Annotated in this window: 20 protein-coding genes and 1 pseudogene; 11 read left to right on the top strand and 10 right to left on the bottom strand. The window is 61.5% G+C overall.

From position 1 onward, the window contains the following. Positions 1–364 precede the first annotated feature (364 nt). The 7 genes from ACY65G_RS20455 to ACY65G_RS20425 form a co-directional block, all read right to left on the bottom strand. The gene (locus tag ACY65G_RS20455; RefSeq protein WP_464999136.1) at positions 365–3,349 is read right to left on the bottom strand and encodes a TonB-dependent receptor; all 2,985 of its coding nucleotides are present in this window, start codon (positions 3,347–3,349) and stop codon (positions 365–367) included. Positions 3,350–3,842: 493 nt separating this feature from the next. Then, a complete protein-coding gene (locus tag ACY65G_RS20450) occupies positions 3,843–4,484 on the bottom strand; it encodes a response regulator transcription factor (RefSeq protein ID WP_464999135.1) in 642 nt (213 codons plus the stop codon). Positions 4,485–4,576: 92 nt separating this feature from the next. After that, the gene (locus ACY65G_RS20445; RefSeq protein WP_464999134.1) at positions 4,577–6,163 is read right to left on the bottom strand and encodes a carboxylesterase/lipase family protein; all 1,587 of its coding nucleotides are present in this window, start codon (positions 6,161–6,163) and stop codon (positions 4,577–4,579) included. Beyond that, positions 6,145–7,299 carry an ABC transporter substrate-binding protein gene (locus ACY65G_RS20440; protein WP_464999133.1) on the bottom strand — a complete coding sequence of 385 codons (1,155 nt, stop codon included), beginning with the start codon at positions 7,297–7,299 and terminating at the stop codon, positions 6,145–6,147. Before ACY65G_RS20440 ends, ACY65G_RS20445 begins: the two co-directional genes overlap by 19 nt. A gap of 57 nt (positions 7,300–7,356) precedes the next feature. Then, positions 7,357–7,902, bottom strand: a complete 546-nt coding sequence (locus ACY65G_RS20435) for a flavin reductase (protein WP_464999132.1) — start codon at positions 7,900–7,902, stop codon at positions 7,357–7,359. Between the two features lie 15 nt (positions 7,903–7,917). Next, positions 7,918–9,102, bottom strand: coding sequence for an acyl-CoA dehydrogenase family protein (locus ACY65G_RS20430; protein ID WP_464999131.1), 1,185 nt, complete (start codon positions 9,100–9,102; stop codon positions 7,918–7,920). 89 nt (positions 9,103–9,191) lie between these two features. Next, complete coding sequence (locus ACY65G_RS20425; RefSeq protein WP_464999130.1) at positions 9,192–9,704, bottom strand: V4R domain-containing protein; 513 nt, start codon at positions 9,702–9,704, stop codon at positions 9,192–9,194. Positions 9,705–9,857: 153 nt separating this feature from the next. Here ACY65G_RS20425 and ACY65G_RS20420 point away from each other — a divergent pair, with 153 nt between their 5' ends. Beyond that, the gene (locus ACY65G_RS20420) at positions 9,858–10,790 is read left to right on the top strand and encodes a LysR family transcriptional regulator (protein WP_464999129.1); all 933 of its coding nucleotides are present in this window, start codon (positions 9,858–9,860) and stop codon (positions 10,788–10,790) included. A gap of 142 nt (positions 10,791–10,932) precedes the next feature. Then, complete coding sequence (locus tag ACY65G_RS20415) at positions 10,933–11,568, top strand: flavin reductase family protein (protein ID WP_464999128.1); 636 nt, start codon at positions 10,933–10,935, stop codon at positions 11,566–11,568. A 549-nt stretch (positions 11,569–12,117) separates the two neighbouring features. Here ACY65G_RS20415 and ACY65G_RS20410 read toward each other — a convergent pair. Together ACY65G_RS20410 and ACY65G_RS20405 are read right to left on the bottom strand one after the other, a co-directional pair. Then, positions 12,118–12,381 (bottom strand): hypothetical protein, encoded by a 264-nt coding sequence (locus ACY65G_RS20410; protein ID WP_464999127.1) that lies wholly within the window; start codon positions 12,379–12,381, stop codon positions 12,118–12,120. A 76-nt stretch (positions 12,382–12,457) separates the two neighbouring features. Then, complete coding sequence (locus tag ACY65G_RS20405; RefSeq protein WP_464999126.1) at positions 12,458–14,320, bottom strand: S8 family peptidase; 1,863 nt, start codon at positions 14,318–14,320, stop codon at positions 12,458–12,460. A 1,700-nt stretch (positions 14,321–16,020) separates the two neighbouring features. Here ACY65G_RS20405 and ACY65G_RS20400 point away from each other — a divergent pair. Further along, positions 16,021–16,332, top strand: a complete 312-nt coding sequence (locus ACY65G_RS20400; protein ID WP_464999125.1) for a hypothetical protein — start codon at positions 16,021–16,023, stop codon at positions 16,330–16,332. Between the two features lie 732 nt (positions 16,333–17,064). Beyond that, a complete protein-coding gene (locus ACY65G_RS20395) occupies positions 17,065–18,024 on the top strand; it encodes a glycoside hydrolase family 43 protein (protein ID WP_464999124.1) in 960 nt (319 codons plus the stop codon). A 141-nt stretch (positions 18,025–18,165) separates the two neighbouring features. Here the strand turns inward: ACY65G_RS20395 and ACY65G_RS20390 are convergent, their stop codons facing one another. Further along, a complete protein-coding gene (locus ACY65G_RS20390; protein WP_464999123.1) occupies positions 18,166–18,684 on the bottom strand; it encodes a NucA/NucB deoxyribonuclease domain-containing protein in 519 nt (172 codons plus the stop codon). A gap of 776 nt (positions 18,685–19,460) precedes the next feature. On the opposite strand from ACY65G_RS20390, the gene ACY65G_RS20385 reads away from it, so the two are divergent. The 7 genes and pseudogenes from ACY65G_RS20385 to tssE all read left to right on the top strand — a co-directional run bounded on the left by ACY65G_RS20385 (position 19,461) and on the right by tssE (position 25,446). After that, the gene (locus ACY65G_RS20385) at positions 19,461–20,207 is read left to right on the top strand and encodes a hypothetical protein (protein WP_464999122.1); all 747 of its coding nucleotides are present in this window, start codon (positions 19,461–19,463) and stop codon (positions 20,205–20,207) included. Between the two features lie 344 nt (positions 20,208–20,551). Beyond that, positions 20,552–21,073: a type VI secretion system contractile sheath small subunit gene (gene tssB, locus ACY65G_RS20380; protein WP_464999121.1), complete on the top strand. Its 522-nt coding sequence runs from the start codon at positions 20,552–20,554 to the stop codon at positions 21,071–21,073. Between the two features lie 24 nt (positions 21,074–21,097). Further along, complete coding sequence (tssC, locus tag ACY65G_RS20375; protein WP_464999120.1) at positions 21,098–22,591, top strand: type VI secretion system contractile sheath large subunit; 1,494 nt, start codon at positions 21,098–21,100, stop codon at positions 22,589–22,591. Between the two features lie 76 nt (positions 22,592–22,667). Then, positions 22,668–23,153, top strand: a complete 486-nt coding sequence (locus tag ACY65G_RS20370; RefSeq protein WP_464999119.1) for an Hcp family type VI secretion system effector — start codon at positions 22,668–22,670, stop codon at positions 23,151–23,153. Positions 23,154–23,260: 107 nt separating this feature from the next. Continuing rightward, positions 23,261–24,070 (top strand): hypothetical protein, encoded by an 810-nt coding sequence (locus tag ACY65G_RS20365; RefSeq protein ID WP_464999118.1) that lies wholly within the window; start codon positions 23,261–23,263, stop codon positions 24,068–24,070. 199 nt (positions 24,071–24,269) lie between these two features. After that, positions 24,270–24,735 (top strand): annotated as a pseudogene (locus ACY65G_RS20360) (transposase); the annotation flags it as partial. Between the two features lie 252 nt (positions 24,736–24,987). Further along, positions 24,988–25,446 carry a type VI secretion system baseplate subunit TssE gene (tssE, locus tag ACY65G_RS20355; RefSeq protein ID WP_464999117.1) on the top strand — a complete coding sequence of 153 codons (459 nt, stop codon included), beginning with the start codon at positions 24,988–24,990 and terminating at the stop codon, positions 25,444–25,446. Positions 25,447–25,460 lie beyond the last annotated feature (14 nt).

Here is a 25,460-nt window from a genome sequence, read left to right as displayed (position 1 = left end):
TATCTCTCTTCGCATAGTTTCTGAAACCGGGGTCTGCCCCTGGTGCCGGCAAACTAATTCCACCCAAATGCAAATTCCGGGGGTCAGACCCGGCGGGTCTGACCCCAGCCCTTCGCTGTTGGGGGGATGCGCGCGCTTTCGTACCTGGTGTCGGACATTTTTTCCGGGCGTTACATCCGGGAAATGTGTCGGACACCGGTTTTCCTGTCAGGAAATCGGCAACATTATGCGAAAACCGGTGTCCGACACCAAGGAACCGGTGTCCGACACCAGACCGCTACTGCTCCCGAAGCATCAAGGGTCGCAAGCCAAGCGGCATCAGAACCGGACCCCGGTACCGGAAAATTCTTCTATCCCCGCGTCCTCAGAACTTGTACCGCGCCCCCACCATGTAGCGCGGGCCGCCGGTCGATACGCTCAGCACCTGCATGACGGTCCGGCCATGGGCGCGCTGGGTGGCGTCGGCGAGGTTGATCGCCTCCAGTGCCAGGCTGAGCCTGTCGGTCACGTTGTAGCCGACGGAGAGGTCGAACTGCCCATACGGTTCCACGTAGACCGGGTTCGCGCGGCCGCTGTCCGCCACCGATGCCAGGAAGCGGTCGCGCCAGTTGTAGGCCAGGCGCACCGACAGCCTGCGGTCCTCGTAGATGCCGACCAGGTTGGCGGAATCGGAAAGCCCCAGCAGGGCGAATTGCGCGCCGATGCCGGTATCGTTGTAGCGCAGGTCCGACTTCACGTACGTATAGTTGGCCTGGAAGCCGAAGCCGTTGTCGAACATGTGCTGCCAGTTGATCTCGGCGCCTTTCAGTGCCGACTTGTTCTGGCTGATGTAGGTCGTCACGTTGTAGGGCAGGGCAGGGTCGCCCGGGATGCCGGTGATCACGCCTGCGGCATTGCCGGTGCCGGTGGTGCCGGTCATCGTCACGCCGGGCTGGCCGTCGAAGTTGCGCAGGATGTAGTTGCGCAGGCAGTCCGTGTCGGCCGGCCTGCAGCCCGCCGCCACCGCGGCGTTCCAGTACTTGCCGCCCACTGGCGTGGTCGCGGTGCTTGACGCCTCGACGAAACTGGCCTGGCCGGCGTAGCCGCTCAGGTCTTTGTGGAACAGCCCCAGCGACACCATGCTCTGCCGCGTGTAGTACCACTCGGCCGACAGGTCCAGGTTGCGCGACTTGACCGGCGCCAGTTGCGGATTGCCGCGCGTGACGTTCAGGCCCGTGACGCCGGCCACCGCGCCATACGTGGCGCCGCCCTGCAGCTGGTCCCAGCGCGGCCGGCCGATCGTCACGCCATAGCTGGCGCGCACCTTCAGGGTCGGCAGCACGTCCATGTCCCAGTCCACTGTCGGCAGCCAGTTGTGGTACTCGCCGTGTTCGGTCCGCAGCGTGCCGGGCGTGCTGGTGATCGGGTACTCGTTCTGCGACACCCAGCGCACCAGGCTAGGATCGGCGACCGTCGCATCGGTATCGATCGTGGTCCTTTCGTAGCGCAGCCCGATGCCCGTGTGCATGGGCATCGCCGTGTCCCACTCGGTATTGAACTGTACGTACAGCGCGCTCGATTTCTCGCGCAGCGCACGCACTTCCGTCGGCGCGGCCAGGCTCGGCGTGAACAGCGCCGCGTTGCCCGTGACTTCGATCGCGTTCTGGCGCACCTTGACGAAGTCCACGACCGGGATCGTCGTCCACATCCTCGGATCATCCGATCCGTCCAGCTGGCTGAAGTAGTCACGCAGGTTGGCTGGCGTCCAGTAGCTCTGGTCGTAGACCGTGGCGGCGTTCTGGTGGCCGCCTGGCGCCGTGCCCTGCCAGGCATCCTGCTGCACCTGCTGCCACGCCGAGTTGTAGCGGGTGCGCGTGACGGACAGACCGAAATTGAGCCCGGACGATTCGCCGATGTCCAGCTTCGCGCCGGCCTGGGCCTGGTCGATCACCTGCCGGCTGCGCGCATCCTGGAACCACGACCCCGTGACCTCGTTGCCGATCGGGGTGTAGTCCATGTACAGCACCGGCAGTTCATGCGTGAAGTCGGCGCCATTGGTGTTGCGGCCGAAGCTGGCCGTGGTGATGTCGTTGAGGCTGCCGAACGGGCTGTCGGAACCCGAGCTGGCCACCGAGTGATGCAGGTCCAGCGACAGGCGCAGCCGCGCGTTGGCGCGGAAGAACGTGTTGAAGCCGGTGGACTTCAGCGTCGACACCGTCGCGTAGTCCTGTGCCACCGACGCCAGATCCTGCATGAGCGACTGCTCTTCGTAGTACGACGGTGAAGAGACCGGGCCCGTGACCCAGTCGCTGCGCTGGTTCTGCGCATGGCTCCACCATACGCCGACCGAGGTGCCGAGCGTCTGAATCTTGTTGCGGGCATACGTGTAGTCCAGCGTCGAGGTCCAGTCGCGCGTGGGGCGGAACTGGAACGTCAGCTGGCCGTTGGTGCGCTGGCGCTGCGAACCGGTCAGCGAATACGACAGGCTCTGCGGCGTGAGGTAGATGCCCGAGGTGGGCGCGTTCGTTGCGGTGCCGGGCGCGATCGCGCCGTACTCGCCGGTGGCGCCGGCCTGGAAGGGGCCGATCCAGCCGCCGACCTGGGCCTGGTTGAAGCCCGAATTGCGCGACTGGTAGCTCGCTGTCAGCGCCAGGCCGAACATGTCGTCCGTGCCGAACCTGCGGCTGATCAGTGCCGACACTTCGGGCGTCACCTTCTTGCCGTTCATCTGGTCCGGCAGGTTGGTGTTCGACTTGTCGTACACCAGCTTGCCGCCGATGCTGGCCTGGTTGCCCAGGTCGAGCGGGCGGCCCGTCATGATGTTCAGCGTGGCGCCGATGCCGCCTGGCGGGCTGTCCGCGCGGGCGCTCTTGTACACCTGGATCCGCGACACCGCCTCCGACGCGAGGTTGCCGAAGTCGAAGGAACGGCTGCCGCGGTCTTCCAGGTTCGCCGCGGGCATCTGCCGGCCGTTCAGCAGGACCAGGTTGAAGTCCGGCCCCACGCCGCGCACGGTCACGCGCGAACCCTCGCCGCGCGAGCGGTCGATCGACACCCCGGAGATGCGCTGCACGGCCTCGGCAAGGTTGGTGTCCGGGAACTTGCCGATATCGTCGGCGACGATGCCGTCGACGATGCCGTCGGCATTGCGCTTCAGGTTGATGGTCGACTGCATGGCCGCGCGGATGCCGGTCACGATCACCGTGTTGGCGGGTGCCGCCGCTGCGGGCTGGCTGGTGTCGGCCGCCGCTGTCGGGGGCGCCTCCTGGGCAAGCGCGGGTACGAACATCGTGGCGCACGCGCCGGCCACGGCCAGTGCCATGCCGCGCGGGGTGATACGGGGTACAACGTCATTGCGGGCTTTCGTCACTTCTTCTCCTCTTGGTTCTGGAACCGCCGCGCTGTCGCGGCGCCGTCTGGTTATTGCGATGGGCTTGCCGCCATCCACTGGCACGGCATGGACCGCCGTGATGAAGCGGCAAACGGCGGCAGCTGCTTCAAGATAGGAAGGCAGCGTTGCAGCGTCTATACGCATGCCTACCTAGTGGGACGATGCGTGTGCCATCGAACGGCGCCAGCAGCCACAAGGCCGCGTGGATTCCGGAGCGGTTCTGAAATCGTTTTCGCAATGAAATCAAGCGCTTCGCGGCCAGCATGCGGACGCGGCGCCGAAAGCGTGACAAAGCCGTACTGCCGGCATGTTCGCGCGTCGCGGCAGGGCCTGTTGCGTTTCAAGCACACGCCGGAGCCGGGCGCACGGAGGACGAAGGAAATGGCGTGGCCGGAAATGGTGGAAAGAGCGGAACTGCCGGCGCCGTGCCCCGGCGGGAATCGGGGCATGGGGGAATCAGGGAATCGGGGAATCAGGGATTCGGGAAATCGCGTGGATGCAGGATGTCGAGCCCGAACGCCAGCACGGCGTCCCTGACCAGCGAGGTGGAGTTCTGGCAGCGCAGCTTGTCCTTGATTCTGGCCCGGTGCACGTCGACCGTGCGCACGCTGATGTTCAGGTCGCGCGCGATGGTCTTGCTGACGTCGCCGCGCAGGACATGATCGAGCACTTCGCGCTCGCGCGGGCTCAGTTGCGCGAACTTCTCGCGCAGGCGTGCCTGCCGCTCGCGCTCGGGGTAGCGGCTTCGCACGCCATCCAGGGCGAGCTGGATGCTTTCCATCATGCGGCGCTGGTCGTACGGCTTCTGGAGGAAATCCACCGCGCCATTGCGCAGGGCGCGCACCGACATCGGCACGTCGCCGCTGCGCGATACGAAGATGAGGGGCAGCTCGCTGCCGGCCGTCAGCAGGTGTTCCTGCAGTTGCAGCCCGCACGTTCCAGGGAGATCCGCCTCGACCACGAGGCAGGCGGGCAGCAGCGCGTCGTAGGCTTGCAGGAATGCCTCGGCGCCGGCATGGCATGCGGTACGGATCTGCGCCGCATCCAGCAGCCGCGCCAGCGATGCGCGCGCAAGGTCGTCGCTGTCGACGATGTGGACGACAGGGGGCTCCATCGTGCGGTGGTCCTGCGGCGAGTATGCGGGTTGGAGTATCGACCGGGCTGCCCTGCCGGGGCAGGGCAGCCGGGGCGGCGGCCTGCCTGGGGCTATCTGGCCTGTTCGGCAGGCATGGCGCGTTGCGCCGCGTCGATTTCCGGGCCCAGCGGATCCTTCAACACCACCGGCATGCCGGCAGCGGCGAAGTCGACGATTTCATCCCTCGCGCGCTGGTAGCGCGGCCATTGCGGCAATTGCGCCCCGTTCGGATCGCCGTTTTTCGCGAAGTTCACCAGGTAGGTGGCAATCGCGTTGCTCATGGCGATGTCGCGCGGGGTCGTCTTGTCGCCATGCGCGCTGGCGACGGTGTCGAAGAAGTACGTCACATCGGTTGCGTGCTTGGCGCCGCCCGGCCACTCGATCGCTTTCGGCACGTAGGAAAAACGGTAGGCGTACACGGGCACGCCCTGGTCGGCCAGCACGCCGGCGATCTTGCGGGCGCCGGCGACCATGAAGCCGGTCCGTCCCCCCATGTCGTCATCGGTCGCGCCGATCATCACCGGTACCTTGACGAAGCGGCCAGCCGTATAGGCCGGCAACGGTTCCACGGCAACCTGCCCGTCGGCGAACGGCCCGACGTGCACTCGTGGACCCGGCGCGAACATGGACATCAGGTTGAAGCCGTCGACTACCTGCTCGGGCGTCAGCCCGCGCAGCTTCGATAGTGCGGCAGGATCGTTCGCGGCAATGCCATGCTTGCTGGCGAACTCGGTGCTCCATTGCTCGGCCCCCGGCCTGCTCGACGGCAGGCCGGGGATGCTGCCTTCGCCGCCCGACAGGATGGCCGCCCTGGCGAACAGTCCCCGCCCCTGGGTGAGCGGCGACGTCAGCATCGTGCTGACCGCGATGGCCCCCGCCGATTCACCCATGATGGTCACGTTTGCCGGATCGCCGCCGAATGCCGCGATATTGCGCTGCACCCATTTGAGCGCCGCAACCTGGTCCAGGTAGCCGTAGTTGCCGGACTGGCCCCTGTTTTCCGCTTCCTGCGCCAGCGCCGGGTGGGCAAAGGAACCGAAGCGGCCGAGCCGGTAATTGAAACTGACCACCATGACGCCGCGTTTCGCCAGCGGTGCGCCGGAAGTGATGGCCGGTGATGTGCCGCCGTTCACGAAACCGCCGCCATGGATCCACACGATCACCGGAAGCTTGTCCTGTGCCGCGGCAGGCTTCCATACATTCAGGTAGAGGCAATCCTCCGCGGGCGTGGTGGCGAGTGGTGCCAGGTCCTGTGGGAACGGCACCTGCATGCAGTCGTTGCCGAAGCTGGTGGCCGCGCGAACACCGGTCCAGCTGGCCACCGGTTGCGGCGCGCGCCAGCGCAGCTGGCCGACTGGCGGCGCCGCATAGGGAATGCCCTTCCAGCTGGCGATGCCGGCGTCGATGGCGCCTTCGACCTTGCCGCTGTCGATGGCGGCCACGGGGCCGGTGGCGGCACCGGCGGGCAGGGCGAAGGCCAGGGCCAGCAGGGCGGCCGGAACTGCCGGGGCTGCCAGAGTGGGGCGAATGCTGTGGAACATCGTTGTGGTCTCCTCGTTGTCGTTGAAGGTCTGGATCAGGGCTGCAATGATGCCACCCCGCCGCTTGCGCGGCAGGGCGTGGGCGAACGGGACGTGAATCAGGGCATGTACTTCCACTTGCCTTTCTCGAGCCTGACCATGACGACCGAACGCGGGTCGGTGTTGAAGATGTTCTCCTGACGGAAGTTGTACACCCCCTGCGTGCCGACCAGCTCCTTGGTGGACAGCAGGGAATTGAGCAGGGCCGCGCGGAACTCCGGCGTGCCGGGCTGCTTCTGGGCCATGGTGCGCTGCGCGGCATCCAGGAAGATCAGCCAGGCGTCGAAGGCATAGGGCGCGAACGCATCCGTCGCATCGACCTGGAACGCTTTCTTGTACGCGCTGCGGAAATCGAGCGAGATCTTGCGCGACAGGTGGTTCGCCGGCAGCTGGTCCGCCACGACGACGGGGCCAGTGGGCGCATACAGGTTTTCCAGTGACGCGCCGCCGACGCGGATGAAGTCCGGGTTGATGATCCCATGGGTGCCATAGATCTTGCCGCGATAGCCGCGTGCTTTCAGGCCGAGGTACGCCAGGGCGCCCGGCGTGCCCGACGTGCCGCTCAGCACCGCGTCGGGCCGGGCGGCGACGATCTTCAGCGCCTGGCCGGTGACGGAACTGTCGTTGCGCGCATAGCGTTCGTTGCTGACAACCTTGATGCCGTTCTTTTTCGCCGCAACCAGCAGCGCGTCGTAGACGATATCGCCCCATGCATCCGAAAAACCGATGTAGGCAACGGTCTTGACGCCGGAGCGCTGCATGTGGGCCACCAGCGTATCGACCATCAGCGGGGTGGCCTGCGGCACGTTGACCATCCATCCGCCATTGCCGGCGTCGGGCTTGACCTGGGCGACCGAGATAAAGGGCACCTTCAGCTCGCGGGCGACGCCGGCGATGGCGATGCCCGACGGCGTGCCGGCCGTACCGATCAGCGCATCGACGTTGTCCTCGACGACCAGCTTGCGGGCATTGCGCGCGGCGGTGGTGGGATCGGAGGCATCGTCGAGCTGCACCACCTGCACCTTCTTGCCGTCGATGTCGGGCCGGTAGGTCACGCCGGCCTGCAGTCCCTTCGCGTACGGGATTCCCAGCGAGGACGAAGGGCCCGACAGCGACGTGATGAAGCCCAGCTTGAGGTCCGCCGCCCAACCCAGCAAAGGCGCGGACAATACCGCGGCCAGCGCGGCGGTTCGGATGAGAGAGCGATTTTTCATGGTGCGACTCCTGGAGAGAGAGTGGGTTTTATCGTTGTGGCGGGGTGTCCGGGACGGTCACGCCGGCTGTGCTTCGACCTGCCGCGTCACCCGGCGGAAGGTACGATCGAAATACACCAGCGCGTCGGCCTGCTGGCGGATCGATATGTCGTCGACCTGGGCGAAGATGACCGCATGGGTGCCCACCTGCGCCACGTCGACCACGCGGCCGGAAAGGCTGACCAGGGCGGGTTCCAGGCGCGGCACGGCGCCGCCCACGTCGATCCAGTTCGCGGCCTGGAAGCGTTCATCCATCGACAGGCCGCTCATGCCGGCGAAGTGGCGGGCCAGCTCGTCGCATTCGGCCGGCAGCACGTTGATGCAGAGCTGCCGGTTCTGCTCGAAGGCGGACAGTGTCGTGCTGTTGCGGTTGATGCAGAACAGCAGTGTCGGCGGCGTATCGCTGACGGAGCAGACCGCCGTGGCGGTGATGCCGCAGCGTCCCGCCGGGCCGGCCGTGGTAACGATATTGACGGCCGCCGGCAGGTTGGCCATGGCTTCGCGAAAGCGCAGGCGCAGGGTGTCGATGTCAGGAGCGGAAATTTGAGCGGAAACGGTAGTCATGGCTGCCTCGCGCGATTACAGGAAACCGGGGAAGGGCGGGACACCGACGAGCACCGCGCCGGCGCCGTCGAAGTTGCCGCTGCTGAGGAAGGCGTGCTGGGTCACGACCATCGAATCGCGCACGATCCGCTGCAGTGGATGCCTGCTGTAGATCGACGCCATGCCGCCTAGCCGATAGGCGTCCCGCACCACGTCGGCGGCCGTTTGCGCGGCATGCGTGGCGCTCAGCTTCAGCATGCCAATCTGTTCCGGCGTCACATCATTGCCCGCCACGATGGTGTCATAGACTGCTTCGGCCGATTCGTAGAAGTAGGCCCGGGCACCCTCGAACGTCGCCTGCGCCTTGGCCAGTTCGATACGGAAGTAGGCACGGTCGGCCATGCGCGGCGCGCCGGTCGTGGTGACCTTGCCGGCCGACATGTCGTTGACGATCGCCAGCGCAGCCTGCGCCAGGCCGATATTGACGGCCGCGTGCACCTGCGCCTGGTAGCAGGTGGCAGGGTAGCGGTACAGGGGTTCGTCGATAACGGCGCCGCTGCCGCGCTGGAAGGTCCAGTCGTCCGCCACGAACTGGTCGCTCACGCGCAGGTCATGGCTGCCCGTACCTTCGAGCCCTACCACGTCCCAGTTCTCGACGATCTCGACGCGTGCGGCCGGCAGGATGGCGGCCAGCGGCTTGACGCCCGGCCCGCCGCCGATGCCCACGCCCAGCCAGCTGGCGCCCATGCAGCCGCTGGCGAATTTCCATTGGCCGGTGACCAGCCAGCCGTCCGCCGCGCGCACCGCCGGCTGGGGCGGATACAGCGCGCCGGCGAATACCTGGTCCGGTCCTTCGGCATAGATATAGGCCTGTGTTGCCCTGGGCAGCGCGGCCAGGTAAGTGTTGGCGGAGCCGAAGCTGGCGACCCAGGCGGCGGAACCGTCGACGGCCGCGATGCGCTCGACGATGCGCAGGAAGTCGGCCGGCGGCATCGCATCGCCACCGAAGCAGCGCGGCGTGCCGGCGCGGTAGATGCCGGCCTCCTTGAAGCGTTCGACCATGTCGCGCGGCACGTGGCCGAGCGCGGTGAATTCTTCCCTGCGCCGGGCGACTTCGGCCAGTACCTGGTCGAGCGTCGCTGGCGCTGCCGGCGCCGCAAACGGCGGAACAGGGGTGGGGTGGATCGGCGTGGCGGGGTGAAGCAGGGTGGATGCGGACATGATGTCTCCTCGTTCAGCAGTGTTCGTGGGTTGAATGCCTGCGTGGGCCGCGGGTACCTGGCGGGTACCTGGCGCATATCAGGCAGGGATCAGGAAAGGGGCGTGCCGGATCGCTCGGCGCGCCGGGCTAAGAAACGGCACCGGTCGCCATGCTGTGCCGCGCAATGTGTTTCCGTCACCTGGACGTCGCTGCCCAGCACGGTCTGCGCCAGGCTGTGGAAAATGCCACGGATAGGCGCGCACACGGGAACGTCGGATGGGCCATGGCCGGCGGCGAACGGACTGTTCTCGACTTCCAGCCCGGCTTCGTCCGGGCCGGCACTGTAGTGCCACACCCCCCACCCGAAGGCGGCGGCGCCTTCGACGACCGTGCGCGCCAGGCCGTCGCTGCTGCCGGCTTCAAGGTAGGCACGCACGCTCTTGCCGCCGTTCTCGCGCGTCGACTCAGCGAGGGCCGCCAGCACCTGGCTGCGCAGTTCGGCCGACAGTTTGTGCAGCATGCCCATCAGCACATCGGTGCGCATCAGCAGGTAGCGGCGGTCGCCATCGAAGATGGTGCCGGCCGGCTCGTCGATGCGGATGCGATCCCAAAAAGCGCTCATCTTGTGTCTCCGGTCGATTAAAATTGTGTGCTTCGTCTGCGTGCAAGGCAGTCCGATATTCGACCTGTTTGCTCTATGACAGGACGGTGAATCGATAGGGAACGATAGGCGTTCCCCCAAAAGACCGTCAACTGAAGATCGGGAATCGGCACTATGCAGAAAATGAATACAGGGACCGTCGACCTGAACCTGATGCGGGTGTTCCTGGCGATATGGGAGACGCGCAGCCTGACGCTTGCGGCGGACCGCTTGGCGTTGTCCCAGCCGGCCGTGAGCCACGGCTTGCGGCGCTTGCGCGACGCGTTCGAAGACCCGCTGTTCGTGCGCACCGCGGACGGCATGCAGCCGACAGAAGCCGCCATGCGCCTGCATGGGCCGATCGACCGCGCGCTTGACCTGCTCTATGGCGCGATGCAGCGCCACGCGGGATTCGATGCCGCGACATCGACCCGCCGGTTCCGTATTTCGATGTCGGACATGTCGGCCTTTTATTTCCTGCCGCCGCTACTGGCGGTGTTCCAGGAAAGCGCGCCGGGTATCGCGATCGAGATCGTGCCGATCCCGTTGGCCAACGTTGAAAGCGGCATGCGTTCGGGCGAAATCGATCTCGCGCTCGGCTATGTTCCCGGCCTGTCCAGCGACTGCCAGTCACTGACACTGTTCCACGACGAGTATGTGTGCATGCTCCGTTCCGGACACCCGGAAGGCAAGCGGGCATTGACCCGCGAAGCGCTGGGGCGCTTGCGTTACGTGGTCACCGACAGCGGCGCGACTGGGCATGGCCTGACCGAGAAATGGCTGGGCCAGCTGGAAATCCAGCGCAATGTCGTGCTCAAGCTGCCGCACTTTATCGCCGCGCCGGAGATCGTGCGCAGCACCGACCTGGCCTTGATGTTCCCGCGCAGCATAGCGGAGCGTTTCAACCGGGGGCGTGCCTACCGCCTGCTGCCGCTGCCCTTCGACTTGCCGCCGATCGAGGTCAAGCTGCATGTGCATCAGCGGTTCGCCGCGGATGCCGGCATCGCATGGCTGCGCGGGGCGATCGCGGAAATGTTCGGCGCAACGGGCGCCGCGGGACCGGCGTAGTCGGTCCTGCGATGCATTCTTCGCCTGACATGGCGAATGCACGCGGGCGCTTCGCGGCGGCCCGGCGCAAGGCGTCAGCCATTTCGGTTGAACCGCTACGTGGCGGACAAGGAAACTTGCTGCCGTTTGACCAGGAGCTCGCGTGAGCCACGCTTATTATTTTTATCAACCGGCGCGAGGCCATGGCCTGCCGCACGATCCCTTCAACGCCATCATCGGTCCGCGTCCCATCGGTTGGATATCGAGCCGCAGCGCGGAAGGGGTACTGAACCTGGCGCCCTACAGTTTCTTCAATGCGTTCAACTACGTGCCGCCCATTATCGGCTTTTCCAGCCAGGGCCGGAAAGATACGCTGCGCAACATCGAGGTGACCGGCGAATTCGTGTGGAACGTGGCGACGCGCCCGTTGGCCGAGGCCATGAACATCACGTGCGCCACGGCGCCGCCGGAAGTGGACGAGTTCGCACTGGCCGGCCTGACGCCCACTGCTTCGAGCGTGATCGCAACGCCGCGCGTGGCGCAATCGCCTGTTGCCTTCGAATGCCGCGCCACGCAGATCATTCCCCTGCAATCGGCCGCCGGTGCCGAGACGGGCAACTGGCTGGTGCTGGGTGAAGTAATCGGCGTACACATCGCACGGCACCTGCTGAAGGACGGCATCTACGACACCGCCGGCGCACGCCCGATCCTGCGCGGAGGCGGGCCGGCGGACTATTTCGAGATCACGCCTGAACAGTTATTTCACATGCGCCGACCGGAGTATCCGCCCGGCCGGTAGCAATATCGGGCGTCTTTCGTCCGATCGGCGATCTCTCCGCGAGGTCAGGAGGTGAGTCGGTAGCAGCCAGCAGAGCAGTCCGCAGGACGGTTCCAACATGAGCGATCTGCCGGGCTGGCTGATACTGTCTCGGGTTATCGGTGATCGCCTAATCGCTATCTGGCAAGCGGAATGCCAAGGCTCCTTGATGTCGCGACCTGACAAATTGCTGAGCGATAATTTGCCGTAATGAGAGATGCAGAGCTCATAGTCGGAGCGACTCAGCAGTCATGGTATTTCCAGTGGTATCCGGACGGCAGCGCCCGCCTGTTTCGCTATCGAATTCAACGACTTGTCGAAACCGATTGATAGTTGAGTGGAAATGATGGGATAGCCTGAATGCTCAGGCATTCACAGGCAGTTCAGTTAGACCAAGCCCCTGATTCCGGGGGCTTTTCTTGTGCCCAGTAATGGTGGCGCCCTGGGTAAAGTCCCTCAAGAGCAGTGCCATTGGCGGCCGCGTCGGCCCGTCGGAGCCTTCCGAGCGGCGTCCATCAGCGTCAAGGCGAATTATTTCGATGATTGAAGCTTTTTGCTGATTGATACAGATTCGACTTTGGGATCCTGTTCCAGGGCCTGCAGCTTGCCGACTTGGAATTCTGCTGTGAAAATCAAGGGGCTCACCGCGGCACGACGGTGGACATCCGCCGGCACGTAATCAGGTTTTTTGACTTTGATGATCGCCTGAACGACATCAGATGCATTTTGTGCCAGCGGGATCATCGAACTTGCTTCGACATGATGGAGCTCGTTAAGGTTAATCTTGCGAATCATTATTTCCTCCGGAAATCCGGCCGACGGGTCAACGAAGCAGACAGCATACTCCCAGTGGACCCGCCATGCCACATTCCTATTCTTGCTTCAGTTTGCGCGCTCTGGTCGGCTTCTTGGCATCCTGCCTGTCTGCTTTCGCGGTGTTGGCCGTTCTTGCTCGTTTGTCGCTGCTGCCTGCACCTGTGCCCGCACTCATGTCGATGACGGCCTGAACGGCCCTGGCCGCCGAGATGCGGCCGTGGCCGTATCGATTGTTCCACTGCGATCCACCGGGCGGGCTGCGTCGCGCCGAAGTCGTGAGGATCTGGATCGTTTGATCGATCGACAGCTTCAGACCGCGAGCGACCGCTTCCTCGAACATGAGCGCGACGATGCCTGCGACACAGGGCGATGCCATGCTCGTTCCGCTCATGCGCGTCACGCCAGTCAGCGAATCCGACTTCGCGGCCCAGACGTCGTGACCAGGAGCCGAAATCTCGGGCTTTTGTCGACCGTCACGCGTCGGACCCGCGCTCGAGAAATAGGAGAGCGGTTTCGATGCGGTGTTCGCGTTATAGGAGCCAACGGCAATCACTTTCTTGCCGCAGGAGATGGAGCCAATCGTGTGCGTGTTGTCATTCGGGGCTGGAAAGCTCGACTGGAACAAGTTGTCGCGTTCGATCCACGCATGGAATGCGCCGTTGGTGACGACCTCGCCCGTGAGGCGCACGACATACTGCCCTTCCGGCATGCCAGCCACCAGAAAGACACCGATCATGTTGTCGTGATTGTTGGGGTCGTCCAGGCGGTTCGCCACCAAAGCAAGAACATCGGTCCCGAGCGTGACCGTCTTGCTGTCACCCGGGGGTACCGTCGCCAGCAGTGCTCCGTCCGGGCTGAACAGTTCGACCTTGAAGCGGTCTGTCCCTGCGTACCACAGCTCCATTTCAATCGAACGAGAGAGAGGAGCGGAAACATCCCACAGCAAATCATGGCTGGCTCCGGACGACAGCGTGCCGGTCGCGTGGATGCCGTCGTCGAATGAGTTGGAGGCCGAGATCACGACTGCGCGATTCGGAGCGGCGTTGACGAGGGCATCGATGCCCTGGTCAACGAGCGTCGTGCCGTCGTGCGGACCGCCATTCGTACCCAAGCTGATGTTGATGACAGCCGGACGTGCACCTGCCTTGTTGAAAATGTACTTGAGCGCCTCGAGCAGGGTAACCGAATCGCCGAATGACGTTTTCAGGATCTCGTCGAACGCGATCGGATCTTTTTCATGGGTTACGTTCACGAAAATAAGATCGGCATTCGGTGCCACACCAGGTACGCTGCTGCCGTTACCGTTACCTGCGGCGATGTCCATGACGTGCGTGCCGTGTGCTGCCGCTCCCGGGTGATAGCCGACCGCCGTGTAGGGGTCTGCTTGCTTGAGGGCGAGATCGAGGGAGGCAGTGGAATGCTCGATGCCATAGCCGTACGGACTGGCGGGGCTATTGCCGCCGTTCTGATCCCACAACGCGAGCAAGCGCGTCGTCCCGTTAGCCTTTCGAAAGTTCTTGTGGACGAAGTCGCCGCCGTAATCGATGACACCCAGCACGACACCGCTTGCGCCGCGTGCCTGGCTGCCTGCGGGCATTTGCACCGGTTGAGACTCTGTTTCGGCAGTGGCAGCGGCGAGCGTTGGCCGCATCGGCTGAGCGGCCTTCAAACTTTCGACATAGGGCAGCTTGCGCACCCTCTCGATGCGCGAGACGGGAATTCTCCCCGTGACGATCGCGCGCCTGTCATCCGTCTCGCCGATCAGCGTGGCGTCGCGGACCTCGCTCAGGTCCAGCCAGGCCTGGGAATCGCTCACGCGGGCGATGACCGCCACCTCATTCTCGGCGGTCGAAGCAGACGCTGTCTTGGCGATCCCGCTTCGCATGCGTGCGATGAGCAGTTGAAGGCGCGGGTCCATGTCTGTCTTTACCGGGCTCGGACCCTCTTCCGCGGCAGATATATCAATTTTAGACGGCATTCCAATCCCCTTTGTGGTTGTGTGAATGGACATCTACGGCCAAAAAAACGTCGAAGTTCGAACGGAAGCATTACATCCCGGTCAGCCTGGACCAGGTCGGTGCCACAGGGAATAGCGCCCATCGGTTCATCATTGCAGCGGCGGTAGTCTTCCTCGAACATAGCGGCGCTAAGCGCAAGGTTGTCCAGCCGAGCTTGCGCTGCAAATAACGGTTGCCCACCCGCATACAGCTATTTCACTGCGCGCCCCAGCAGGATGCCGAGCACCGACTGTCTGCTCGTGCATGCGCCGCGTCGGCATGACAGCGCAAGCCATCTGCGCTCCGCTCAACGCTGTACGTCTTCTCCCGCGAGTTCGCCATATGGCCACGTGCAGATACCCCGTAGTGGTATGCGCACGTCAGCAACCTGGGCGCCAGGGCCACGCCCGAGACCGCCACCCTCATGGAACCCACGGACGAGATAATGTTGAAAGCGGTAAGCCAAAGGGATTTCTCTGCCTGAAAAAAACTAAGCCTGGCAGTTCTTGCACTTTCCGTGCAGCAGACTCTTGCCGTCTGGCCTGGCTACCCGGCAATGGGTAACGATCCGGGTTCTACCCAAGCTGCTTCACTACCATCCAGTCGAATTGTGCCTCGAATTGTGCGTTTGGAAATGACCCATTGGCAGTGCTCTTGACCTCTCGCTTGCCACTGTCGTCGGTTTATAAGTTTTCTTATTATCGTACTTTCAGATGACCCAGCCAGGAACCTGGGGTACTGCATCCATCTGGTTCGTATGATCACCTTCGGATGGAACGATGAAACTCGGGTCTGACAAACGTATCAGTTCAAGAAGTGAAATGAATCGTACATATCGAGTTCCAATGCCGCATCCCCGTTCTTCCATTCAACTTTATAATCCGGCATGCTGTCATTCCCTCGGGTTGTTCTGCAATGATTCAGTCGAAAAGTGCTGTTCTGATCGGCGTCGCCTTGGCACTAAGTCATGAACAAGCTAGATCCTGTCCCAAGTAAACGCTTGTGGACAAGCGCCGGAATAAAGCGCAGGCTACCCTTGTAATACAGTCCGGTTCACGCGCATGCGAATCCGGACAACGGATTCAACAGCTCATGCCGCACCTGACGCCACGACTGCTGCAGAGCACATAGCTACAACAGGACGTGGCGGCAGGCGCTGAACCAGCCAGGAAAGAATATTGCCGGCACGCGGCGGAAAGGCACGGATGCCTATAAATCTTACCCGTATCCGCTACCAAAAGTTAACCGTGAACTTTAATTTTCAAATTCCGTAGCAAATCTGCAAAAGACTATTCATCCGGCATCGCTTTTCCCCTACTCTTGGAACACCTGTCACAAGCAACATCGTCGTGGTTCTTGTTCTCGTGCATGTTGCGGCGCGAATAAGGGACGGCACATGCCATCTATCTAGTGCGATCTCGTCCTGAACATGGAAAAGGTTCCTGCGAATGCGGAGTCATGTCCGAGTCCGGAGGTCATATGGCTCGTCGGGCCGCATGCGCGCTGCCCCGCTGTGGACCTGCCGAGCCCAGCAGAATGCCCGGAGGGCTGGCGAGCGGGTCCGGTCGAGGCATGCGAGCCCTCATATAAAACAGCACTATTCATTTGAAAGGATGGCTCTATGGCTGCTTGGACCATACTTGGGACTGGAATCGAAGGCGATCTGCAGCGTAAATCGTTCGGCGTAACGCTCGATACCGTTACTGGCAAATGGAGTGCCGGTGGCCCTAGCGTCGACAAATTCTTCAATACCAGGAACGGAACGTTCAAGGTAGTTGGAATACCTGAAAACGGGACCCAGCTGGCTTCCCCGAAGCTGGCCGAAGTGGCGTTCTTCAAGGCGCTAAACGGCAGCTCGGCGCTTGACAGCAGTGGAACAGGACGCGCATCGGAGAAGGGCGTGAATTTTACCTGGAAGCTCGACAGCAAGTAGCGTGTGCAGGGACGAAGTCGCTTCAGGGCCGCATCACAGTCAAACTCCTGGAGGGTCGCCGACGGTTGGAAAGGTCGGGTGATCGCAGAACTTTGGCAGTCCACATATTGGCGACATTGCTCAAGACGTGATCACAGCCCCGTTTTTTGATAAGTAACCATTGAAGCGGATTCTGAATGCGCATTGCGAAGCGGCGACGTGCTCAGGACCGCAGTAGATCGATCGGGCGACGATGGCCTGCGAATTCGGCAGCTGGCCTCCTCCGGCGCGGTCGAGCTTGACGAGCGTCGCCTAATTCAAGGAAATAGCGGGTGTGGCATCCGTGTGCCAGGTGAACAGTGTGCGGCGCCGCTCTGCCGACGCTTGCAGAGCCCCGCGTCGGGTAACTGCCCCTTCCTGCCACGTACTGGACGCCAGGTAGAGAGATGTATCGACACCGTACTCGAACTGGTCTGTAGCCAACTTCCAGGCAATGCCTTGGTTGTCGCGCTGAATCTCGCCGACATCCGGTCCCGAGAGTACGCAGTCCTATGCGGGTCGGTAGAGGGCAGGGTTGCGGAGCACAAGAGAACCTGCGTCTTCCTTCCGGCAGACCTCTTGTGAAAAGTGCCACTGGTGCTTGCCATCGGTTGCCATGGCCCCGGCAAATGAATGCATACAAAATGAGGGTAGCGCGAAGAGCATGATCCTCGCTAGGATAGTGGACTGACTGGCGCACAACGGGAACATCCCATGAAGACCTCATTGTTCAGGATTGTCCGCTTCACCTGTCTTGGTGCGTTGCTGGGAGCGATGGGCCCAGCCAGGGCCGCTGATCCGATTGGCGACTTTCCCGACCCGTTCGTGCTTGCCGATGGCGAGGGCTATTACGCCTATGCGACCAATGCCAACAACAAGCATGTGCAGGTGCTGCATTCGACCGACTTGCGTCGGTGGCGCTCGCTGCCCGACGCGATGCCGGCATTGGCTAGCTGGGTCCGGAAGGACACCCCCGATGTGTGGGCCCCCGAGGTCGCAAAGGTGGACGGGCGCTACGTGCTCTATTACACGGCAAGGCATCACGCTTCAGGTCGCCAATGTATCGGCGCGGCGGTCTCCAGCGCCGTTGCGGGGCCGTTCGTCGATGATTCCGAAGCGCCGTTGGTGTGCCAGGTGGACCTTGGCGGCACAATCGACCCAAGCCCCTTGCTGGTCGGTAAACGCCTTTATCTCTATTTCAAAAGTGACGGCAACTGCTGCAGCAAGCCCACCCATATTTTTGCTCAGGAACTTCGCGCCGACGGCCTGGCCGTGGTCGGCGAGCCGGTCAAGCTGCTGACGAATGGCCGTGTTTGGGAAGGTGCTGTGATCGAGGCGCCGACCATGCTGGTTCGCAACGGCCGCTACTTGTTACTGTACTCGGCCAACGATTTCGGCGGCGGCGCCTATGCCGCAGGTTATGCCAGCTGCGCCGGACCTGTCGGCCCTTGCGAGCCGCACGACACGCCGTTCCTGAGGAGCAGTGTCGAGGCAAAACTTCACGGCCCGGGCCATCAGGCGGTTTTTCAGGTGGGAGCACAGGACTATATCGCTTATCACGCCTGGGATGTGAGCCTGAACGGCAAGCCTGGCGCGCGGCGCCTGCTTTACATTGACAAGCTGGATTGGGTGGATGGCAAGCCGCAGGTACGGGGCCCGACGCTTGCCAGGTAAGCACCCCGGTGGTCATGCCGGTACGTTCTCCTTCGGCCGACATCGCAGATACTTGGCAGACCTTCTGCAAAAAAACGCGCAGGCCGATTTACCTGTGGCGAATCGAAGTTATCGTGGTTTGCCAAGCCACAAGTCACTGGACTACTTCAAAGCCTGTTGCTTCCAATGTCGAACTACCGCTTTCTTTTCGGCTGGAATATTCAGTACTTTTACCTCGAAATAGAAAGGCTTGCGTTGTTCGGCCGAATGGCGGGCGGCTTTCCAATCGCTATAAAATTTGCCGATCAAGACTCCTTGCGCGATTTGTTCAGCTATCGGGGCATGGCCGACGAACGTGCTGCCGCCGTTTTCAACCGTCGAGGCGAACGGATATTCGTCACGCCAGCTGCCCCGTATACTGACGACACCTGAGCCCGACAGATTGTGATAGCGTTTGTACGGCATCAAGCGTTTTTTCATCGAAGTATCTGCAACGTAATCGTACGTCAGAATGCGTGGCCAACCCGCCATCTGGGCATGCCAGATATTTTCGCATGTAAGCGGCATGATATCCCAATAATATTCCATAACAGGCAATTCTCCATTGTTGCTGCGTGGCTTGCCACCCAGGCGGGAGTCTTTCTCGCCCACTGGTAGGGTTAATTCTTTCTTGACTGCCATAGAACCTCCACATATCACGCTGGATCTCTTGCATCGTCTACATTCGATGGAAGATCGCTGCCGCGGAGGTTTGGGCACTGGCGACATTGGCGATTGAACCACCGGACCAAAAGGCTCTGAAGAGTGGGCGAGCGCGTATTACAGCGGCCCGGACCACGCCGAATATTCAGCGTTAATATTAATTCATAGATTGTCAGTCGGCTACCCTGCCTTCGCAGGGGCTGGTCACACGGCGAGCCGCAAATGGATACCGCGGCGTTGGCGCGGATAATCCTGCCATGCCACCAAGTGGCCCTCGCGGTTATAAACTGTTATCAAAGCAGGGCGCCGCCGCATCCGCTAACCGGTGAATGCGTAAATTCACTGTCAAGTTACAGTAAATTTTACAACTGCAAATTTGAGGCCGCCCACGGACGAACCGTCGGCGGCAGCTATCAGCGTCGGGTATCACTCCCGCAATATCCAGTGAGAACGTGATTTCAAGCCGGTTCGCCCCGGCACTCTGTTCGGCCCCATCCCTGGGGCGCTGCGGGTAAATTCGACGACGGCATTTTCTCTCCTCGAGTTTTACCGCCCGCCATATGGCACGACGTTTGCTGTGAGTACAGCGATGGCGGCGCACGAATCCACCACCTTCTGGTGATCATAATTCGCCATTAAATCAGCAGCTTGCAATCGTAAGGTATTCGTAAGGCCAACGGATATCCGGCTCGATAGAGTTGATCTGCGCACCTGACAGTGCACCGACCGAAGAGCTCACCGGAACAGGATCGATCATGAACGACCGTATCAGTAACGCATCGAAGATTGCTGCCACGTCCCTCGAAGGCGATGCGAGCTGGCAGCTCGTGCAGCGCGTATTGAGCAGCCCGCCTTTCGTCAAGGCGCCGCGCATGTGTGGTTTGCTGTCGTTCCTCATGCTCCGAAAGCTGAGCGGCATGGAAGAATCGATCAGCGAGCATGCGATCGGTATCGAGGTGTTCCGGCGCGACGTGCGCGATTTCGACACGGCCACCGATCCCATCGTGCGCGTGCAGATGGGCAGGCTGCGCGATCGCCTGGCGCAATACAACGCCACTTGCGCAGCATCGGCCGGGCAACAGATCGAGATTCCTCCCGGGTCTTATGTGCCGCTGCTGAGCCAGCCCCAGGGCAGGGGGCCCGCACCACGTGTCGCCATGCACCTGGCGCCCCTGCGCAAGCTGGGTTCGCCCGGCATGTCGGACCAGTTCGCCGAAGGGCTGGAAGAAGAGCTGGCCCTGCAAGTGTTCCAGCGATTTGCCGGCGAACACGGCGCACCGCCGCAATATCGCCTGGAAATCAGTATCAGGGTCGAGCAAAGCCATGCCCGTGCATCGGTCCGGCTGGTCGATGTCCGCGCCGAACAGACCGTATGGATGCACCGGTGCGACCGCCAGGGCGAGCTGGCGATCGCATTGCAGGAAGAGCTGGCGCGGGGGATCTGCGACGACCTGCAGGGTTACCTGGATGGGAGCGGCCGGATCGATCCACGGCCGGCATAGCGCCGATCGAGAAGGCGTTGCTCAGCTGCTTGCGGTTAGCCGGGCCGGCGGCAAGGGTGTCGGTCTTCATATTGTTCAGAGGGCAGGATCCGATCCTGTCGTGCCTGTACGGCCTGGCGACACCAAGCGTTGCGGACGTGGTATCGACACATGCCCGCACTGTTACCGCGCAGTTACCTCCCAGTTACCTTGCAGTTACCCCGTTGTTACTGGCGTTACGCGCACTCCGCCTCCTACCATCGATTCCGAACTACCTGTTGTACCCAACCAGTCGACGGTCATCCGCGCAAATCGCCGCGCTTCCTGACCGTCCTTCGACAAGGTCCATAACGAGTGAGGATGTGATGGCAGACAGCTTGCAGAAATGGGTGGGGCGAAACCGCCCGCCGCGCGTGCAGATTACCTACGACGTCGAAATCGGCGGCGCAGTCGAGAAGAAGGAATTACCGCTGGTGGTCGGCCTGCTGGCCGACCTGTCCGGCCAGCCGCTGGAGGCGCCGCCGAAGCTGAAGGCGCGCCGCCTGGTGGAAATCGACCGCGACAACTTCAACGAGGTGATGGCGAAGATCGCGCCGCGCCTGGACCTGTCGGTGCCCGACACTTACAAGGGCGAAGGCAACCTGAAGATCGAACTGAACTTCGCCGGGTTCGATGATTTTCATCCTGAATCCATCGTGCGCCAGGTGCCGCGCCTGGCCAAGCTGCTCGAAGTGCGCCAGCAACTGCGCGACCTGCTCGGCAAGCTCGATGGCAACGACGAACTCGACTCGCTGCTGGAAAACATCGTGCAGAACACCGAGGAGCTGAAGTCCCTGCGCACGGACGACGCCACGGCGCCAGCCGAACCGGCGGAAGCCACTGCGTGATTCCCCAATCGTGAAGAGAGTCCAATGATGAGTACAGAAACCATTGCAAGCGGTGCGGGCACCACCACCGCCGACGCGGAATTGAGCCTGCTCGATCGCATCGTCCAGGAAGGCAAGATGGCGGTCGAGCCATCGCAGAACGCCTATGCGCGCAAACTCCTCGGCCAGTTCGCCACCCAGATCCTTGACGAAGGCATGAAGACGGCGCCCGACAAGGGCATCGTCGCCATGATCAACGAACGCGTGGCGCAGATCGACAAGATCCTCAGCGACCAGGTCAACGCCGTGATGCACGACGAACGCTTCCAGGCACTGGAGTCGTCGTGGCGCGGTCTGCGCGACATGGTGTTCGGCACCGAGACCGGCCCTCGGCTGAAACTGCGGCTGCTGAACGTGTCGAAGAAGGAGCTGCTCAAGGACCTGGAAGGCGCCGTCGACCACGACATGAGCATGCTGTTCAAGAAGATCTACGAGGAGGAATACGGCACCTTCGGCGGTCACCCATACTCGCTGTTCATCGGCGACTATTATTTTGGCCGGCATCCCCAGGATATCGCGCTGCTCGAACGACTGTCGAAAGTAGCTGCCGCCGCCCACGCCCCCTTCATCACCGCCGCCGCGCCATCGCTGTTCGACATGGGCGCATTCACGGAGCTGGGCGTGCCGCGCGACATGTCGAAGATCTTCGACAGCGCGGAAATGACGTCCTGGCGCGGCTTCCGCGATACCGAGGACTCGCGCTACGTGGCACTGGTGCTGCCGCGTTATGCCGCCCGGCTGCCGTACGGCGCCAGGACAATCCCCGTCGATTCGTTCGCCTTCGAGGAAGACGTCGACGGCAGGGACCATGGCAAGTACCTGTGGGCCAACGCCGCCTACCAGCTGGGCCTGCGCATCACCGACTCGTTCGCCAAGCACAGCTGGACCACCGCCATCCGCGGCGTCGAAGGCGGCGGCAAGATCACCGGCATGACCGCCCACACCTTCAAGACCGACGAAGGCGACGTGGCGCTGAAATGTCCGACCGAGGTGTTCATCACCGACCGGCGCGAAAAGGAACTCAACGACCTGGGCTTCATTGCGGTGGTCAATTCGAAAGGTTCCGATATGGCGGCGTTCTTCGGCGGGCAATCCGTCAACAAGCCCAAGCTCTACAACCTGGATGCGGCCAATGCCAATGCGGCGTTGTCTTCGCGGTTGCCTTATGTGCTGGCCGCTTCGCGGTTTGCGCATTACATCAAGGTGATCATGCGGGACAAGGTGGGGAGTTTCCAGACGCGGCAGAGCGTGGAGAACTACCTGAATAACTGGCTCAGCAGCTACGTGCTGCTCAGCGCGAACGCGTCGCAGGGCGAGAAAGCGCGTTTCCCACTATCCGAGGGACGCGTCGACGTGACCGAGATCGCGGGCAAGCCCGGCGCGTATTCGGCCACGGTGTTCTTGAAGCCGCACTTCCAGATGGAAGAACTGACGACGTCAATCCGTCTCGTGGCGGAACTGCCGGCCGCGGCGGCCTGACGGCCGATCGTTCCATAGCCCGTTCATCCGCCAGTGGCGCTATGCACTGCTGGCATATCTCTTAAAGGAAATCATCATGTCAGACGTTCTGATTCTCGACCTCGGCAAGGACATCAAGGGCAATTGCAGCATTACCGGTTATACCGACAAGATCATCGTCAATTCGTTCTCGCATAATGCCTATCTGCCGATCGGCAGCGACTCGGCGAATACCGAGCGCACGCTGGGCCGGGCCGTGCTGTCCGAAATGTCGTTCTCGAAAAGTTCCGACTTGGCGACCACCGATCTTTTCAGGGTCTGCACGCAAGGCGTCAAGATCGGCCCCGCCACGCTGCATATTGGCCGGGTCGAAAACGGCAAATACATGAATTTCATGACGTACGTAATGGACAATGCCATGGTTTCACAGATGAGCTGCAGCGGCGGCGGCGGCATTCCCAGCGATTCCTTCTCGATCAATTTCACCAAGATCAAGGCGGACTTTTCGCAGCAGAAGACAGATTCGACGGAGAAGGGGACTGGAACCTGGAACTGGAATCTGGAGACGATGAAGGCGGATTGATCATAATCGCCAACGCGCGTTCTCGGCCTGACTTGATCTCAGCGCACTCATAATAAGTGGCCTTGCAAGACGGCCACTTCTAATCTCCCGATATTGAGGTATTGAAAATGGACGACAAGGTCAAAAACGCCCTTAACGCACTTGCAAGAGGTACAGTCCACACTATTCGCGATGGATGTATTCATATTGTCAACGGCGAAGTGCAAAGAGGCAGTGGAGTGTTCTATATAGACACAAGGGTTCACCCTGCGACGTTTGGTATGGCTAACGGAATCCAGCGCATAACGACATCTCTGGAGGATTTCGTTACTACGTTGAAGCGGATCTCACTTATGGGGTTTTATGCTGACTACACCAGGATGAAGGAAAACGAGAATTTTAAACGGTTATATGGCTATGCTTTTAGAGATGTCATCTATTATGATGGTGCGCGTAATCTGGAAACCTATCCATGTAATAAGTGCGGCTTAATTCTTCCTTTGAATCAAGTTGCAATTGATCACCAAAAGCCACAGGCAGGTGGGGAAATTCTAGCAGTGCTAAAAACGTTGCGGGCATTTGGGCTGACTGTCGAAGGGCCAAAGGGTGCCAAAGGAAAGAACGTGGCTCAAAACGCTGGACAGTTTAACAAGTTGCACTCCACTATGATGAGTCACCAATTTCCCATTGCTATTCCACATGCCGATAGGCATCCGGATACTGGTAGTAAAGCAAGCCGGCAGACCTTAAATTTAAACGGGATGCTTTTCTATTCTATTTTGGTCTGGGCAAAAGTAGAAAATGAATTTTCCAACAATTGCATGCATTCTTTTTTAAATCTAAAGCCAATGTGTGGATCGTGTAATTCAACAAAAGGAAACAAGGTTGCCGATGCTGACGCTGATGTTTTAGAGGATAACGACGAAATTATGGATTGACTATTTGCGAATATGCCGAGGCAGAAGTCGTACTGCTCTATCCGATTGGCTGGGCTGAAGTGCTGGTCCTTGCCGACATCGCCGACGCAATCATCAACCGAGAAAAGAGGACCCGAATTCGTCGGCATCATCACGGGCACTGTTATAACCGGCAGGATCCGATTCAGCGTTAGAAGTAGGCAACCGGCACCCGTAAGTGCAATTGCAGACATGCATGGTGCACCTGATCCGCAACCCGGCGACGTTTGCGTCCTGGAAGGACCGTAAGGAGCTTGGACCGGCTCTCAAGTCGGTCTACCAAGCCATATACGCCGAGGCAGCTGAGGCAGCGTTGGATGCATTGCAGCCGGCCCATGGGGCACCAAATTCCAAACCGTGATCGTCATGTGATAGCGCCAATGGCAGCAGGTGATCCCGTTCTTCGCCTATCCCCTTGAGGCGCCCAGGATCGTCTATACGACCAATGCCATCGAGAGTCCGCATATGCGTCGTACGAAATCGTCAAGAACCTGGGCCATTTTCCCTAAAGACAGCGCCGCAACCAAACTTTTTCTCCTGGCTTTTCGCAATATTGCGAAAGATTGGAATATTGCACCACGTACCTGAAGCTCGCTGCCAATCAGCTGGCCGTAATGGTCGGCGAACGTTTCACGAACGCGATTACTTATATAAGAAATTCTGGCCCCATACATGGAATTTCTGACAGACCCTACATGAGCGCACGAAACCAAACAGCTAGCGGCTATAAATGGGGAAAGCACCAGTATTAGGATTACGCTAGCCCCCTAGACCAATAAGCTCGACGTTTCGACTGTGACATTCTTCATACCTCGTCGTTGTTACTTGTGTTACGCGCCACCGGCTCCCTACCATCGATTCATACCTCGCCACTACCGGCGATTTCGAATGGAGCACCTATGAACACCATGCCCGCCAGCGCCCCTGTCCCCCTGTTCGACCGCCTCGCCGGCCGCATGACCGCCTCCGCAGACGGCCGACTCCTCCACGAGGGCGGCCTCCAGCACTCCCTGCGCGAAGACCTGGTCCGCCTGTTCAACGCCCGCAACGGCCTGACGATCGAACAGTTCCTGGGCGACTGCCCGACAGCGCTGCACTACGGCCTGCCCGACACCCTCGGCCTGTCGCCCCAGTCGGCATCGGACCTGTCACGCTGGGAGCTTGTCGTGGCACGGGCCATCAAGCTGTACGAACCGCGGCTGACGAATGTCCACGTGCACATCACGCCCGACAGTAGCCACCACACGGCGGCCCGCATCGACATCGAAGCCGTGATCGCCCTGGGCTGGCACCTGTGCCACGTGCACTTCCACGTGGTGCACCACGACCAGTCGTCCCGCCTTGCCGAAGCCGCGTAAGCGAAAACGGAGCA

Source organism: Pseudoduganella sp. jia 12 (assembly GCF_055502675.1).
This window is presented reverse-complemented; position numbering and strand designations above follow the sequence as displayed.

Bases quoted from the DNA above. Each gene is read 5' to 3' on its own strand.
- ACY65G_RS20450 (WP_464999135.1), bottom strand. From the start codon at position 4,484: ATGGAGCCCCCTGTCGTCCACATCGTCGACAGCGACGACCTTGCGCGC.
- ACY65G_RS20440 (WP_464999133.1), bottom strand. From the start codon at position 7,299: ATGAAAAATCGCTCTCTCATCCGAACCGCCGCGCTGGCCGCGGTATTG.
- ACY65G_RS20435 (WP_464999132.1), bottom strand. From the start codon at position 7,902: ATGACTACCGTTTCCGCTCAAATTTCCGCTCCTGACATCGACACCCTG.
- ACY65G_RS20430 (WP_464999131.1), bottom strand. From the start codon at position 9,102: ATGTCCGCATCCACCCTGCTTCACCCCGCCACGCCGATCCACCCCACC.
- ACY65G_RS20425 (WP_464999130.1), bottom strand. From the start codon at position 9,704: ATGAGCGCTTTTTGGGATCGCATCCGCATCGACGAGCCGGCCGGCACC.
- ACY65G_RS20420 (WP_464999129.1), top strand. From the start codon at position 9,858: ATGCAGAAAATGAATACAGGGACCGTCGACCTGAACCTGATGCGGGTG.
- ACY65G_RS20410 (WP_464999127.1), bottom strand. From the start codon at position 12,381: ATGATTCGCAAGATTAACCTTAACGAGCTCCATCATGTCGAAGCAAGT.
- ACY65G_RS20405 (WP_464999126.1), bottom strand. From the start codon at position 14,320: ATGGACCCGCGCCTTCAACTGCTCATCGCACGCATGCGAAGCGGGATC.
- ACY65G_RS20400 (WP_464999125.1), top strand. From the start codon at position 16,021: ATGGCTGCTTGGACCATACTTGGGACTGGAATCGAAGGCGATCTGCAG.
- ACY65G_RS20395 (WP_464999124.1), top strand. From the start codon at position 17,065: ATGAAGACCTCATTGTTCAGGATTGTCCGCTTCACCTGTCTTGGTGCG.
- ACY65G_RS20390 (WP_464999123.1), bottom strand. From the start codon at position 18,684: ATGGCAGTCAAGAAAGAATTAACCCTACCAGTGGGCGAGAAAGACTCC.
- ACY65G_RS20385 (WP_464999122.1), top strand. From the start codon at position 19,461: ATGAACGACCGTATCAGTAACGCATCGAAGATTGCTGCCACGTCCCTC.
- tssB (WP_464999121.1), top strand. From the start codon at position 20,552: ATGGCAGACAGCTTGCAGAAATGGGTGGGGCGAAACCGCCCGCCGCGC.
- tssC (WP_464999120.1), top strand. From the start codon at position 21,098: ATGATGAGTACAGAAACCATTGCAAGCGGTGCGGGCACCACCACCGCC.
- ACY65G_RS20370 (WP_464999119.1), top strand. From the start codon at position 22,668: ATGTCAGACGTTCTGATTCTCGACCTCGGCAAGGACATCAAGGGCAAT.
- ACY65G_RS20365 (WP_464999118.1), top strand. From the start codon at position 23,261: ATGGACGACAAGGTCAAAAACGCCCTTAACGCACTTGCAAGAGGTACA.
- tssE (WP_464999117.1), top strand. From the start codon at position 24,988: ATGAACACCATGCCCGCCAGCGCCCCTGTCCCCCTGTTCGACCGCCTC.